This window comes from Spirochaetota bacterium, assembly GCA_038043445.1.
Classification (GTDB): Bacteria; Spirochaetota; Brachyspiria; order Brachyspirales; family JACRPF01; genus JBBTBY01.
The window spans coordinates 1-14,010 of the sequence record JBBTBY010000145.1 but is presented as its reverse complement, the minus strand read 5'-3'; the positions used below and the strand labels follow the sequence as shown (position 1 = coordinate 14,010).

Here is a 14,010-nt window from a genome sequence, read left to right as displayed (position 1 = left end):
CGTGTAGAGATCGAGTACGCCGTCAGCGGGGATATTTGCATCGCGTTCCCAGTACGTGTACCCGACCGCTCTTTTATACGGCGGGTGGACGAAATACGCGGCATGCTTCTCTCCGGCCGCCTCGAACGCGGGAATGGAACGGCATTGCGCCCCGCTCTCCTCATCGATGGCGCTCTCTGCCTTTCCCCGCTCACCGATGCCGGATGTTACCGGGCCCGGGCGCAGCAACGCTGCACCCGGCGTGCCGCCGAGGCGTACCCACATCGCTCGCGCATACGCGGACGGATATCCCTTCATCGGTTCCGCGGACGTCGTTAACGAAATAAAAAGTTCGCCCGCACAGGGAATGCCGGTGATGGAGAACGTAACATCATTGCTTTCCGCACCGATGCGTATGCCGTGCTCTGTCGTCTTCACCATGCCGGATGTCCGTATGCGTGCCCGGAACGACGCAATGGATGGTTTCCCCGTTCCTGCGAGCAGGTCGGGCGATCGAAGCGCCATGCGCACCGCTTCCCCCATCGGTCTGCCGAGCCATCCGATACGGTCATCGCGGCCCTGCTTCAATTCATCCCATATGCCTATCATTTCCCCGCTTTCGCGTTCAGGCGCGAACGCGTAGGTTATCGCCGCATCGAAAAAGCACGAGGCCGCGAACACGAGTCGATGCGTGGAGAACGGCACATCGGCGTTCTTCGTATCGCCGGGCGTACCTGCCGGCACGGTGAATTTATGGTTCACATAATTGAACACCGGTGCGCGCGCACGGCTTTGCCAGAAGCAGTGACGGTTCATGCCGCCCGACCAGTTCTCTATCTTGTTGTCGCGCAGATCGGGCCACCCCTCCGATTCGATGCCGTTGATGACCGAGAACCCCCGCTGCGAATGTGTGCCGCCGTCGCCGAGCGCACCGTCGGCCTGTATGATGAACGCTTCGCCCATACGCTCCCTGAGCGCTGCGAGATATCGATACGTGCCGATGCCGTAGGTGTTGATGCCGCTCTCGATGCCGTCGTCCTCGATGCCGTCACCGTCGGTATCGCCCTTGGTCGTAGAGTAGAGGACGTCGAATTCGAGGCCGTCGAACGCAGCGAGCTTTCCCGCCGGGCCGAACCAGCGGGCTAGATCGTCGATGAGCCGATCGGATGCGGTCTTCCCGCCGCGGTCACGCGGACAATGCGGTGTATAGTTGTAGAACCAGAGCAGATCGTTCTTCGCGCCCCAGGGCCCTTCCGTTGCATGCGCGGCCGCCCGTGCGCGTCCTCTGCCGAATGCGAGCGGTTTCGTCCCGTACTGCCCGCGGCGTACGGTTATCGTATTGCTGCGATGGTCCTTCGCAATAAGCACGACCTGCTCACAATGGTCCCAATCATGCGTTCTTCCGTCCGCCGCAATGCCGAAGAGCGCGATGTCATCGTTCCTATTCCGGTGCAGCCCCATGTTCGTCTGGAATCGCGAGGCATTTTCCACCGTAATGACAGTATCTTCCGCCGTCGCCGGGATATCGCAGGTGATGCGTACCGCCTCCTGATATATCCAATGTCCGGGAAAATAACTGCCCGTCTCGTATATCGGATCGCGCGAATTCCCGTTGTAATGGAGGAGCACGACCTGCGAGGGATGCTCTTTCTTGAACCGTGTGAAAAATTCGGGGTTGCGGGCCTCGCGTCCGATGACCTCTTCTTCCAGGCATTTCCCCATGATACCCATGAGCTTGGATGCATTGGACGCCCATGCCTCGTATGGTGTTCTCGGGTTTGCAGCGAGCCCTTCCACGCCGCGGAAGAAGAATGTGCGCGGATAGCCGTTGGTGAATATATCGAGTGCGTTCACATCGCGGGGCAGCACAATGCCGCCGACAGCGAGCAAAAGAATAAAAGTAATGGATCGCACACACATGCTGCGAACAAGTATATCATCGATCGAAGTACAGTGCAAAAGCCGTTCGCGGCGATCCCCGTTTCGTGTATATGTTCTTTCACGCAGCGATATCGAGCCCATGATGCTCGAAACGCTCATCAATGGCGCGTCCGGCTGTTCTTTCTTCAAACACAATGACTTTGACACCGTGCTCGATTCATACTATCATACACGAGCGATATCGCTCGTCGCCCCGTATTATCAGTTCATGCTCGTCTACGCAAAGAGGGAATATGCTCGTCATGCCATATAGAAAACCATGAAAGCAGTGCACGGACAGATCTCTATCGAAAAGATCCCCGCACCCGTCCGCGTCGTCTTCGATACCAATACCGTAATGGCCCTCTGGCATTTCCGCGATCCCACACTCACGCATCTTTCCGCAGCAGTCGGATCGAAACAATTCCTTCCCGTTATCCGTACCGATTGCGCCGATGAGTTCAAGCGCGTGCTCGCATACGAACAGTTCTCAATACCCCCGGGGACGCAGGCGGCATTGATGACATCGTATCTGTCATGCTGCGAAGAGATTGAAGCAGCACCTTCACCGCAGGATATTCCCCGCTGCACGGACAAGGACGATCAGAAATTCCTCGAGCTTGCGATACAGGCGGACGCCGGATTTCTCATCACACGAGACAAGGCCCTGCTGCGATTGGCACGTCACCGAACGTTTCGCGACAGATTGATCATCATTTCACCGGAGATGCTTACGCCATAGCATTGGTCATCGTCCGCATTTCTGCTGTACCCGTCGTCTTTATCTGCACGTGCTTGACTCGTGAACGGGTGAACATATACTCGGTGAACAGTATTCGACTTGAGGACCGGAGCGACACGTGCTGAAAAAAACACCTGATATCATCATCGTCGGCGGCGGCATTACCGGCTGCATCGCCGCGGTCGAAGCGAAGAAGCGCGGTTTTCATCCCTTGATGATCGAAAAGCGTCCGTATCTCGGGCGCGAGATCGCGGCGTATGATCACACCTTCATCCGTTGCGATGCGGATGATGCCGCGCTGCGCCGTATCCCCGGCGAGTTCACGCCGCTTTTTCTTCAGCATGGCGGCGGTGAGATCGTTGCCGCGGAAGGATATATTCGGCAGCAATTGATGGCCATCATCGAGTCGCACCGCATCCCGGTGCTGTTCGAGGCGGAAGCCGTTGCGCTGGCGCACTCCGAAGGAAAAACGGCCGGCATCATGATCGCCTGTCCGGCGGGGCTCTGCTCGATGCCCAGTGCGGTCGTGCTCGATGCCACCGAACGAGGCGCGCTCCTTCGCATGCTCGGCAATGGCCCGAACGTCGCCGCCGGCGCGGTAACAGTACATGCAGTATTCGAAATGGGAGTAAGCGGAAAAAGCAGCGCGTGCATCGCATCGATCGATGGGGCAGGACTTGCGCGCGTTGCGTCCGAGAACGGTCTGCTTCACGGCAGCGTTCATCTCCACACGACACTGCGCGCCGACACCGTCGTCATCGACTATGCGTTCGCGGCATCATCGTCCGGAGCACTGTTCGAAACGCAGAGCATCATCGATGCGGATGCCCGGATGAGATCGGTCTCGCTCGCGGCATATCTGCGGGCGAATATTCCTGCGTTCACGGATTCCCGATTGACGCATATCGGCTTCGAGGCGCATATCCGTGACAACACACCGAATGTGACGTCATCGATCACCAATGTCAGCGCGCTGCCGTGTCTGGAGTGGGGTTTTTCGCTCAATGATGTTGCGGATAATGCCGCAGCCACAGCCGCGATCATCAATGGACTTACGATACCTTCACGCAGGGGTAATACGCAAGAGATATTCGTCGGACGGGGATGGTCGGCAGCTGCGGATGCACTCGGGCTGACGCCGTATAACGACGAAGCACTTACCGTACCGCTCAGCGTTGTAACACGACCGGGGGCGATACCATTGCTCGCGTCATTTTCCGCGGATGTCTGCGTTGCCGGTATCGGCGCCGGGGGCGGTCTTGCCATGCTCGCCGCTTCGGAGCGCGGTGCATCGGTGATAGCGCTCGATCTTAACCGCGAACCGGGAGGCACCTATACTGCGGGGCGCGTGTCGGGCTATTATGAAGGCTATCATGGCGGCGTAAATACATTCGTGACCGAAGAAGCCGCGGCACTGATAAAGCCCGCAGGGGGCGGCGGCCACGGCGGATTGACCCACAGCAATCTTCTTTCCGTGAAGGCGCGTGAACGAGGCATACGGTCCCTGACCGCCACGCGGGTATGCGGTGTGCGCTCAGATCACGGAGCGTTGACGGAGATCCTCGCAGCGAACGAGGATGGTCTCTTTTCCGTGAAGGCGCGGGTGACCATCGACGCTACCGGCGACGGCGATGTTGCCGCATTCGCCGGGGCATCGTACGCCGTCGGCGACCCGCACGACGGCATGATGCAGTCCTACAGCATGTGGGGTGTAGAAGTGTACCCCTGTCCCAATTTCCAAGCGAATCGTTTTCTTACCGATCCGGATATCATCAGCCCCGACATGTATTCCGAACGCTTACGAGCGGTATCGCTCGGACACCGCGGTAATTCGCCGTTCCACATCGCGCCCATGTTCACGGTGCGTGAGGCGCGCAGGATCATCGGCGAGAAGTCGCTCACCATGCGCGGCATTCTCGACGCAACACCCGTCGATGATGTCATCGCCGTTGCAAGCACGCAGGCGGACAGTCATGCGCATACCACGAGCGATCTTGCGAAGATCGGCACCATCGGCAGCGGCAGACCGCTTCGTGTGCGCATCCCGTACGGCTGCTTCATACCGAAAGGCATCGACGGCCTCTTCGTGGCGGCGAAAGCGATATCCGGTGAGCGCGATGCGACCTCGTTCTGCCGTATGAACGCGGATATCAAAAATGCAGGTTATGCTGTCGGGGCAGCGGCCGCCTATGCCGTAAAGAACGGCTGCAAAGTACGCGATATCGATATCCAGGTACTGCAGGCGGACATGCGTACCAAGGGCATTCTGCCCGAATGGGCGTTCTCTCTGGATGACGGTGCCGTTCATACGGGACCAGATGACGGAGGGTTCGCACAGTTCGACCGCATGCTCAGGCTTGATACAACGGAGGCGGTGCCGATCCTCACGAAGCGTTTTGAGCAGAGTGCTCAGCAGGGCGATCGCTACTTTTCAGAGCGGACGTTCGCTGCAATGGCGCTTGCATGGCATGGTTCCGCCGCAGGCGGGGAATATCTTGCCGACGTGCTTGCACGGGCCGTTGCCGAGGGACGTCATCGCACGCCGCCGCGGCTCAATGCGATACGTACCGTTGTCGCAGCGCTCGGCGAGGGGCGCGACGATCACTCCATAGTCAATCGTCTTCTTATCATGGCGGGAAGGAGCGGCGCTCACGGCATGTTCGATACATCGCTTGCGCATATCATCGACGCCGTCCCCGGTCTCGGCACCGTGACCCCGAAGATAATGCCCTATGATTCCAACCGGGGCGACATCGTATCCGAGCCGTTCTATCAACGGCTTCGGAACATCGCCTTTGCCGTGGAACGCCATCCGGGCAAAGCGCTGAAAAAGCCCATGGATGCGCTTCTAAGGCGCACGGGTATTACGGGATATGATACCCCGATGCACAGCGGTCGATCACCGCGATACATGCTCGCCTATCTTGAGATCTGTCTCGCAGCCGCTGCTTTTCTATGCGGATCGCTCAGCGGGAAACGCATTCTTTCACGCTATGCCGGTGATGTCCACTGCTTCCTCAGGGACCATGCCCGGAAAACGCTCGCAGCGCTGCGTTGAGCTACTGGATGAAAAATGCTATCGTGCCGTTCGTGGTCGCAAATGCCGGCGCACCGGTCATGCCCATGTTCGCGGTACGATGAGCCTCGACAACATTGTTGATAAGAATATCGATCGTCACGCTCCCGGCACTGACACTGTTCTGGCATGAGAGACCGCACAGGAACGATGTATCTGCAGTGGTAAAGCTTGTCGAAAAAGGCGTATTCCCCGCCGTCTGATTCGTGATGCTCGCGCCGTTCACATCGTTATACCAGATCTTCGTGGACGTTGAAGAAGACGCGGTCACCGAATACGTTATTGTATAGACCGGCGGAGCGACAACAGGGTTTGTCGGGTTCGTTTTGACACATGACAGCACGACCATCATGCTCGCCAGTGTGCCGATGAGCGTTGTTCGTATCCCTGATCTCATGGAAATACCCTCCGATAGCATGCTGTCACTATACAATATAATCCGGATAAATCAACATACCGGACATTGTATCAGTAACTCACTGCATCCCGAAACGATCATGAAAGACGGAAAACCCGTTCCTGATTTCTATGGAATATGTTTCGTGCGATGTCGCAGGCGCCGTCGCGGTCCATAAAACCCTTCGTGACAAGATCGTAGAGCGCAAGAGCGGCCCCATGGCGCGCGAGGTCGAGGTGTCCGACGATCCCCTCGATGTACCAATGATCACCGCCGAAGGCAAAGGGCTTTGTCGACGGGGCACCCGCTATAAATTCACGATATCCAGCGACGGTATCGACGAGCTCAGCGGTATCGTCTCGATATTCTTCGCTGTCAGCTTGAGGAGATCATAGCGTATCTTTGCAAGCGGAAGCCCTGTGTTCGACATGTCCACCTGTATGCTCAGTTCCGTGAACTCTTTCCCCTTATTCACCGTCGGCTCATCGCCGAAAAGTTTGTTATCCGTAAGGTATTTGATGACGTCGTTCAGCCGTGCGTTCGGCACGTTAAACAGCAGCATCACCTTGTTCTCGGCGTTCACCGTGCCGTAGAGATTGAGAAGGAACATTCTGAGGAGCTCTTTCTTCTCGGCATTGTTCTTGAGCAATGGGTTGATGTAAATCCCCGTTTCCGATTCGAACACGGTATCGATCATCTTAAGTCCGTAATTGCGTATGGCGCTGCCGGTCTGCGTTATCTCAAGCCCTATGTCGGCCCCGCCGTTCTTGACCTTCGCTTCGGTCTTGCCCCAGGTCTCATAGACGACGATACCGGATTCGATCTTTGCCGGTGTGCGGTATTTCTGCACCGAATATTTTTCGAACCGATCGAGCAGGCCGAGCGCCGACAGTTCCATGCGAAGCCAATTGAGTGCCATATACGGCATTTCAGATACTACCGTGATGATCTTCTTGTCCTTATCAAGCGTTGAAAGGAATTCCCTGGTTGTGTTCGCCGCTGCATCGTCTTTGATGATGCCGACAAGCTTAACACCGCCGCGTTTGAGCGAAAGCACTTTTTCAAGCGATAGCTCCCTGCCGTATTCAAGCTTGAACTCGATGACCCGCTCCCGTATCCAGTCATCACCGGCGATGGCGGCATCAAGTTCATCGAGCGCGAGCTGCGAACCGAATTCCTGCGGGCGCCCGTCCCAGCCGTAGAGAAAAGGCACGGTCGTGAACTTCGTGGGTCCGCCTGCCTCGTAGCCGGAGGCTTTGAACCCGGCGTTCTCAAGGAGCTTTACGAGATTGCCGCCGCGATTGGGGTCGGCGAGCGAGCCCGAAGGCATTCCAATTTTCAGTATTTCCATCGGTGATTACACCATTTCCAGTTTGCTGCCGGATATCTTCCGGTAATAGCATGAGCGGTACGGACTCCCGTCGGCCTTCTTTGCATGACACGCACCCTTTCCCTCAGGTTTCACCAGGTAGAGAAGCGAGTTCTGTTCGCAGTTGATCCGAATCTCGATAATGCGAAGCATATCACCCGAAGTCATCCCCTTCTTCCATAATTCGTTCCTGCTCCGGCTCCAGTATGTCGCATGACCGCTCTTCACCGTTTCATCGAACGCGTCCTTGTTCGCGAAGGCGAGTATCAGCACTTCCTTCGTGACGGCATCCTGCGTCACCACCGGTATGAGCGTTGTGCCGTCTGCACCGAAATCGAGCAGAAGTTCGTTCGTGTATTCTTTTCCCATGAGTACCGCCGTTGTATGTTCGGCGGCCAGTATATCCGACATGACGTGTATCGTCAATCGCCGGATCATGCCCAAAGCATCATATAAGTTAAGAAAAACCACAGAGGAATATGGAGGAGAAGGCAGAAAGAGTAAAAAAACGGAATCACCTGTTGGGTGAAAACAAAACACCACATTCCTCTGTGTTCTCCGCTTTTTCTCTGTGGTTGCATTTTTCTTACGTGATAATTCGGGCCATGCCGCACTGAGATGCGTCCGGACAGGACATTGACACCATGGAATAGATTCGTATATTCGCTGTGAACGGATATCGATATGACCGGTACGTGTCATTCGAACGCTTAATAGGATATCGGAGGATGAACATGGATCAGAAACTGGAAAAGCTCATTCAGGAACAGGTGAATGCCGAGTGGTATTCCGCCTACCTGTACGTCGCTATGGCGGCACATTTTGAGCATACGAACCTGGACGGGTTCGCACATTGGATGCACAAGCAGGCCGCCGAGGAGCAGGGGCATGGAAAGAAGATGTTCGAATTCCTGAGCGACCGGGGTGTACGGATAAAACTGCAGGCAATAGCCGAACCGACCGCAGATTTCGCATCGCCGCTCGATGTGTTCGAGAAGGTATATGCACATGAGCAGAAGGTGACCGGACTAATCAACGCGATCGCCGATGCCGCCGATGCGGTGAACGACAGGCCCACCAAGGTATTCATACAATGGTTCGTGAACGAGCAGGTGGAGGAAGAGAAGAACGCGGCGAAGATACTCGATCTCCTCAAACACATCCCCGCCGGCTCCGGCGCACTGTATCAGCTTGATCACAGGCTCGGCAAACGCGAATGAACGCACGGTCCCCCGACGGTCATTTGTTCGAGCGGTATAGTCCCTTATTTTTGATGATGCGATAAGCACCGTCGGGGATGAGGTAGCGGCATTCTTCACCTGCGGCCAGCCGCTCGCGCAGCATCGTCGATGAGATATCTATCTTCGGCATGACGCAGTACGCGGCCGGGAAGGGCATGTCGCGTTTCGCCTTTTCAACGGTATCCTCGCGGGTGGCGACGATGAAATTCACCATGCGCGAAAGCTCGTCGATGCGATGCCACGTCGAAAGGCTCTCGATCAGATCATCGCCGATGATGACGGAGAGCATCCCATCGATATCACGCCGTGACGCCATGATATGGGCGACCGTATCTATGGTATAGGATAATCCGCCGCGCTGTATCTCATGATCGCATACTTCGAAACGTCTGTCGCCTTTGACGGAAGCCTTGACCATGAGCAATCGTTCCGACGCGGGGACATCACGGATGATGCTCTTATGCGGCGGCACGGCAGCGGGGATGAAGATGATACGTTCGATATCCGTCGTACGGAGCACTTCCTGTGCAAGTATCAGGTGGCCGACGTGTATCGGATTGAAGCTCCCGCCGAGTATCGCGCATCTCATCCGCGGATATGTCCCGCGCCCATGACGACGTATTTGAGCGTGGTGAGATCGACAAGGCCCATGGGTCCGCGTACGTGGAGCTTCTGATTGGATATCCCTATCTCGCCGCCGAGACCGAACTCGCCGCCGTCGGATAAGCGCGTGGAAGCATTGACCATGACGACGGCGGAATCGATCTCGCCCTTGAAACGCTCGGCAAGTGCAATGTCTCGCGTCACTATTGCGTCGGTGTGATGCGATCCGTGGCGATTGATATGCGATATCGCGTCCGCGATTCCGTCGACCATCTTCACCGAAAGAATGAGATCAAGATATTCGGTATCCCAATCCTCGGCCGTCGCATCCGCAACGGAAGGCATGATCGCTTTCGTGCGCGAGCACCCGCGGAGCGCAACACCTTTCGCGGCAAGCGCATCGAGCATCTCTTTCGTGTGGGGGAAATCCTTATTGATGAGCAGCGCCTCCATGGCATTGCATACGCCGGGGCGATCGACCTTCGCGTTCACTGCAATGGCTATCGCTTCGTGCTTTTCGGCATCCTTTTCGATATAGACGTGACAGATACCCTTATCGTGGCAGATGACAGGGACGCGGCTTTCCGCCTGCACATAATTGATGAGCGCCTCGCCCCCGCGGGCGATGATGACATCGATGTGCTTCGTGAGCTTGCCGAAATCGGCGATGAGCGCGCGGTCGGTGTGTTCCACCATGGAGGCCGCATGCTCGGCGACCCCTGCTTTCTTGAGACCGGTCTTTATCGCTTTCATGATGGCCGTGTTCGATTTTATCGCTTCGCTTCCGCCGCGGAGTATCACCGCATTGCCGCTCTTGAACGAGAGCGCGAACGCATCCACGGTGACCGTGGGGCGCGATTCGTAGATAACGAAAACGACGCCGATAGGCGCGCGCATTTTGCCGATGAGAAGTCCGTCATCGCGGCGTTTGATCTCGGTGTACGCGCCGACGGGGTCGTGCTGCCGTATCACATCGTCTATCGTCGCGAGCATGGCATCAAAGCGTTTCGCGGTAAGCGTGAGCCGGTCCGTCATGGCGGCGGAAAGACCGTTCTGCTTTGCGAGGGCGACATCGGCCGCGTTCTCGGAAAGTATTATCTCGCGCTTTTCCCTGAGCGCTTCGATGACGAGCGAAAGCGCGCGGTCCTTCTCCGCGCCGTTCATGCGCGCGAGCGTGTACGATGCTTCCTTGGCCTTGTGAGCGGTAGTGAGGACATATTCATTCATATCATTATCCTTGTGTACGGTAAGTATACTGAAAGAAGGGGGATTATCAAGCGGGCCGGGTGATGATATACTCTCGGCAGAGGAAACCCATGGGCAAAGCGATAATGGTGCTCGGCACGACGAGCGGCGCAGGCAAGAGCTTTCTCGCCACTGCGTTCTGCCGATATTACGCGAACAAAGGATATCGCGTCGCCCCGTTCAAGGCGCAGAACATGTCCAATAATGCGCGTATCGCCGACGGCGGTGAGATAGGGAGCGCTCAGTATTTTCAGGCGCTTGCGGCGAGGGCCGTTCCCGAAGTACGAATGAATCCCATTCTTCTCAAGCCGGAAGCGGATACGGCGAGCCAAGTGATACACCTCGGGAAAGTATCGCGGGAATTGACCGATATGCCGTGGCATGACAGGTCGAACGCCGTATGGCCGTCGATACGAGAGGCATTGCACGAGCTTACGCGCGAATATGATATCGTCGTGATAGAAGGTGCAGGCAGTCCCGCGGAGATAAATCTATCGCATTCTGATATCGTCAATATGCGCGTGGCGAAAGAGGTGTCGGCCAATGCCGTTCTTGTCGCCGACATCGACCGCGGCGGCGCATTCGCCCATCTCTACGGGACATGGGCGCTTCTGCCGGAAGATGAACGCGCGCTCATCAAGGGTTTCATCCTCAACCGCTTCCGCGGCGATGCCGCGCTCCTCGCACCGGGACCGGCTATGCTCGAAGCGAAGACCGGTATACCGACGATAGGCGTGCTCCCGATGTGGTACGGACACGGACTCCCCGAAGAGGACGGCGTGTTCGACGACAGAAGGACAGGGAGCGGTTTCACCATCGCCGTGCTCGTGTACCCGCACATCTCCAATCTCGATGAATTCCAGCCGCTCAAGAATATTCCCGGTATTAAGCTCGTATGGACGCGCGATGCCGCAGATCTGGAAAGTGCCGATCTCATCGTTCTCCCCGGGTCGAAACATGTCGCGAACGATCTGTCATGGCTCATCGAGAAAAGGCTTGATGCGCCCATTCGCTCCCATGTGAATGCGGGAAAACCGCTCCTTGCGGTATGCGGAGGACTGCAGATGCTCGGCACGGAATTGCGCGATCCGTACGGTGTGGAAGGTGAGGGGAAGGCGCTCGCGTTGCTTCCGTTCAGTACCGTATACGAACGGGAGAAAGTGCAGCGTCATGCAGAGCTCGGTTTCGGGACGCTCTCGAACTATTGGGCGCCGCTCTCGGGGCTTGCCGTGAAAGGATACGAGATACGTCACGGCATCATGCAGACGACCGCCGACGGCGTCATCGGGAACGGCATCGGCTTTCATCGCGGGAATATTCTCGCCGTATATCTGCACGGGCTTTTCGAGAACGCTCCTGTCATCCATGCGCTCTTCGGTGCCGATGCCCCGGTGCTCGATGACACGTTCAACAGGCTCGCGGATTATCTGTCAGGGCATATTCCCAACGATATATTGGATTCGATCGTGCGATAGCATTATCGCACGGTCAAATGCACGAGATACTCGACATTCCCTTTCGCACCGGTTATCGGCGATGGGATGATACCTTGTGATGTGAACCCCAGCTTCTGTATGCTGTCAGCGAATCGGGACACTATCCGTTCCCTGAGCGCCTCATCGCGTATCACGCCGCCGCGCGGCACTTCCCTGCGTTCAGCCTCGAATTGCGGTTTGATGAGCACTATCCATGCGGTAAGCCCCGGGAATGAAGCGCGCACCGCCGGCGCAATGCGGAGCACGGATATGAACGATACATCGGTAACGGCTATCGTCGGTACGGGCTCGAAACGCATGGTGTCCAGATGACGCGCATTGACGCCCTCATACACTTTCACGCGCTTGTCTATACGAAGCGAGTAGGCGAGCTGGCCGTGACCGACATCGAGGGCGTGCACGAACGAAGCGCCGCGCTGAAGCAGACAATCGGTAAACCCGCCGGTCGACGCACCGATATCTATCGCAACATGTTCCTTCACATCGACGGCGAAATTATCGAGGGCATGCGCGAGCTTTTCCCCGCCGCGCGAAACGAAGGGCGGCTTCTCGCGAACGGTAATCTCATCGGTGGTCTTTACCGGATGCGCTTTTTTGTCGATTCGCTCGCCGTTGACGAATACCTCGCCTGCCATGATGAGCGCCTGCGCTTTTGCACGGCTATCGGCGAGGGAGAGTTCGACTAATTTGTCATCGAGGCGGGTTTTCATTGGTTGGAATAACCCCTTTCCCCGCCATTTATAATTTCTTGTAGCATTCTACATCCTTGGCTCCCCTTTCCCCTTTTGAAGGGGTTGGGGGTTGGGGGTTAGGGGTTATTCACCACCGAACCGCAAATCACGCACTTTTTTGCGCCTAGTCTCACCGCTTGTATCGACTATATCCCCAGAGGCAGTTCAACCTTCCGGTGGCTTTTCTCATTTATGAATTGGAAGGGTTCCTTTGCATTGATACCAAGCTGTTCATTCGCATTCATGAGTTCCAGACCGCATACCCTGCCGTCCGGGGCTACATCGATCGAAAGCTCATCGCTTATCTTGATCGTTTCGACATTCTCCGCTTTTTCCCGAAGACGGATATAGGCGATATTGTATGTCGGGTCGTAACTGACTTGCATACGCAACTCCTAATAGTATTTTACTATAACGGTGATAATTATCCAGTGGCCCAGCTCTTCCACCGCATAGGCCTCTATCTGCTTTGTATTATACGTTTCTCCGCGCCAAATACCGTCGAAACGAAAATTATGCCGAAATCCGATACGGCCGAACTTAGCGGGAAACCTTTCCCCATTGCGAACCGTTTCGATCGCTTGCGCCTCGCTCGGCAAGCCGAGCAATTGCGTGTGGATGCAGCCGTATTTCCAATTTCTACCACCTCACCGCAAATCGCGCGCTCATACCGTCGAATTCCGGTGTTGGTTCAATGGCAAACATGAAAGGCTGTTCATTCGCGCATGCAAATTTCGATAATTCATCATATTTGGAAGTATTGTAAAAAGCAAAAATCATTGAAACGATAGCAGCTGCGACCGTTACACTTGCGCATGGGATAAGCAAAGTTAACGGTGTTTCATATCTTCCCTTCAGAATACCACCCTCAAAAGAACTTGATCCGCTATAGAATCTTCCGGTAATGATTTCCAACAAACAAATATCACGCAGAATCTCTGTCGTTATACCAACAATTTTACCCGCAAGATTGTCTTTTACCATAAATGATCCTGCTGCAGGGGATAGGATTGATATACCAGCTACAAGCCACGGCTCTGGATAGTTCCACGGCAACAAGTTGAAATCTACCAAACTGCCCGAGACCATATGTCCAGAAATAATAATGCCTTTCGATTCTGTTACAGCAACTGAGACAACCTTCACACGTCCGATTTCGGTCCGCTCGTTGACGTTTTCAATCATCCCGCTCTGATCATTTCGCTGCTTCA

At 55.9% G+C, this 14,010-nt stretch carries 14 protein-coding genes; 5 read left to right on the top strand and 9 right to left on the bottom strand.

The window, feature by feature from the left end; all coding sequences use genetic code 11:
* The coding region (locus AABZ39_18810) for a hypothetical protein (protein MEK6796832.1) at positions 1-1,893 on the bottom strand (1,893 nt) is incomplete at its 3' end.
* Positions 1,894-1,897: 4 nt separating this feature from the next.
* Between AABZ39_18810 and AABZ39_18805 the strand changes: the two genes are divergently transcribed.
* From AABZ39_18805 to AABZ39_18795, 3 genes are all read left to right on the top strand, one after another.
* Positions 1,898-2,173: a hypothetical protein gene (locus tag AABZ39_18805; protein ID MEK6796831.1), complete on the top strand. Its 276-nt coding sequence runs from the start codon at positions 1,898-1,900 to the stop codon at positions 2,171-2,173.
* Positions 2,174-2,179: 6 nt separating this feature from the next.
* On the top strand, positions 2,180-2,641 hold the full coding sequence (locus tag AABZ39_18800) for a putative toxin-antitoxin system toxin component, PIN family (protein MEK6796830.1): 462 nt from the start codon (positions 2,180-2,182) through the stop codon (positions 2,639-2,641).
* Between the two features lie 118 nt (positions 2,642-2,759).
* Entirely contained in the window at positions 2,760-5,699 is a 2,940-nt protein-coding gene (locus AABZ39_18795) for an FAD-dependent oxidoreductase (GenBank protein ID MEK6796829.1), read from the top strand.
* A 1-nt stretch (position 5,700) separates the two neighbouring features.
* On the opposite strand, the gene AABZ39_18790 is transcribed toward AABZ39_18795, so the two are convergent.
* From AABZ39_18790 to AABZ39_18780, 3 genes are all read right to left on the bottom strand, one after another.
* Positions 5,701-6,114 carry an MmpS family transport accessory protein gene (locus tag AABZ39_18790; protein MEK6796828.1) on the bottom strand — a complete coding sequence of 138 codons (414 nt, stop codon included), beginning with the start codon at positions 6,112-6,114 and terminating at the stop codon, positions 5,701-5,703.
* A gap of 307 nt (positions 6,115-6,421) precedes the next feature.
* Complete coding sequence (locus AABZ39_18785; GenBank protein MEK6796827.1) at positions 6,422-7,465, bottom strand: hypothetical protein; 1,044 nt, start codon at positions 7,463-7,465, stop codon at positions 6,422-6,424.
* 6 nt (positions 7,466-7,471) lie between these two features.
* Positions 7,472-7,921, bottom strand: a complete 450-nt coding sequence (locus AABZ39_18780; protein ID MEK6796826.1) for a phosphoribosyl-AMP cyclohydrolase — start codon at positions 7,919-7,921, stop codon at positions 7,472-7,474.
* Positions 7,922-8,217: 296 nt separating this feature from the next.
* On the opposite strand from AABZ39_18780, the gene AABZ39_18775 reads away from it, so the two are divergent.
* Complete coding sequence (locus AABZ39_18775; protein ID MEK6796825.1) at positions 8,218-8,703, top strand: ferritin; 486 nt, start codon at positions 8,218-8,220, stop codon at positions 8,701-8,703.
* A 19-nt stretch (positions 8,704-8,722) separates the two neighbouring features.
* Here the strand turns inward: AABZ39_18775 and nadD are convergent, their stop codons facing one another.
* Entirely contained in the window at positions 8,723-9,313 is a 591-nt protein-coding gene (gene nadD, locus AABZ39_18770) for a nicotinate-nucleotide adenylyltransferase (GenBank protein MEK6796824.1), read from the bottom strand.
* Positions 9,310-10,554: a glutamate-5-semialdehyde dehydrogenase gene (locus AABZ39_18765; protein ID MEK6796823.1), complete on the bottom strand. Its 1,245-nt coding sequence runs from the start codon at positions 10,552-10,554 to the stop codon at positions 9,310-9,312. The genes nadD and AABZ39_18765 overlap by 4 nt, the downstream gene beginning before the upstream one ends.
* 89 nt (positions 10,555-10,643) lie before the next feature.
* Here AABZ39_18765 and AABZ39_18760 point away from each other — a divergent pair, with 89 nt between their 5' ends.
* Entirely contained in the window at positions 10,644-12,047 is a 1,404-nt protein-coding gene (locus AABZ39_18760; GenBank protein MEK6796822.1) for a cobyric acid synthase, read from the top strand.
* A gap of 2 nt (positions 12,048-12,049) precedes the next feature.
* On the opposite strand, the gene AABZ39_18755 is transcribed toward AABZ39_18760, so the two are convergent.
* The 3 genes from AABZ39_18755 to AABZ39_18745 form a co-directional block, all read right to left on the bottom strand.
* Entirely contained in the window at positions 12,050-12,778 is a 729-nt protein-coding gene (locus AABZ39_18755; protein ID MEK6796821.1) for a TlyA family RNA methyltransferase, read from the bottom strand.
* A gap of 167 nt (positions 12,779-12,945) precedes the next feature.
* Positions 12,946-13,185, bottom strand: coding sequence for a DUF2283 domain-containing protein (locus AABZ39_18750; GenBank protein MEK6796820.1), 240 nt, complete (start codon positions 13,183-13,185; stop codon positions 12,946-12,948).
* A 253-nt stretch (positions 13,186-13,438) separates the two neighbouring features.
* Positions 13,439-14,010: hypothetical protein (locus tag AABZ39_18745; GenBank protein ID MEK6796819.1), on the bottom strand; the 572-nt coding region annotated here is incomplete at its 5' end.

Bases quoted from the DNA above. Each gene is read 5' to 3' on its own strand.
- AABZ39_18805 (MEK6796831.1), top strand. From the start codon at position 1,898: ATGCTGCGAACAAGTATATCATCGATCGAAGTACAGTGCAAAAGCCGT.
- AABZ39_18800 (MEK6796830.1), top strand. From the start codon at position 2,180: ATGAAAGCAGTGCACGGACAGATCTCTATCGAAAAGATCCCCGCACCC.
- AABZ39_18790 (MEK6796828.1), bottom strand. From the start codon at position 6,114: ATGAGATCAGGGATACGAACAACGCTCATCGGCACACTGGCGAGCATG.
- AABZ39_18785 (MEK6796827.1), bottom strand. From the start codon at position 7,465: ATGGAAATACTGAAAATTGGAATGCCTTCGGGCTCGCTCGCCGACCCC.
- AABZ39_18780 (MEK6796826.1), bottom strand. From the start codon at position 7,921: ATGATCCGGCGATTGACGATACACGTCATGTCGGATATACTGGCCGCC.
- AABZ39_18775 (MEK6796825.1), top strand. From the start codon at position 8,218: ATGGATCAGAAACTGGAAAAGCTCATTCAGGAACAGGTGAATGCCGAG.
- nadD (MEK6796824.1), bottom strand. From the start codon at position 9,313: ATGAGATGCGCGATACTCGGCGGGAGCTTCAATCCGATACACGTCGGC.
- AABZ39_18765 (MEK6796823.1), bottom strand. From the start codon at position 10,554: ATGAATGAATATGTCCTCACTACCGCTCACAAGGCCAAGGAAGCATCG.
- AABZ39_18760 (MEK6796822.1), top strand. From the start codon at position 10,644: ATGGGCAAAGCGATAATGGTGCTCGGCACGACGAGCGGCGCAGGCAAG.
- AABZ39_18755 (MEK6796821.1), bottom strand. From the start codon at position 12,778: ATGAAAACCCGCCTCGATGACAAATTAGTCGAACTCTCCCTCGCCGAT.
- AABZ39_18750 (MEK6796820.1), bottom strand. From the start codon at position 13,185: ATGCAAGTCAGTTACGACCCGACATACAATATCGCCTATATCCGTCTT.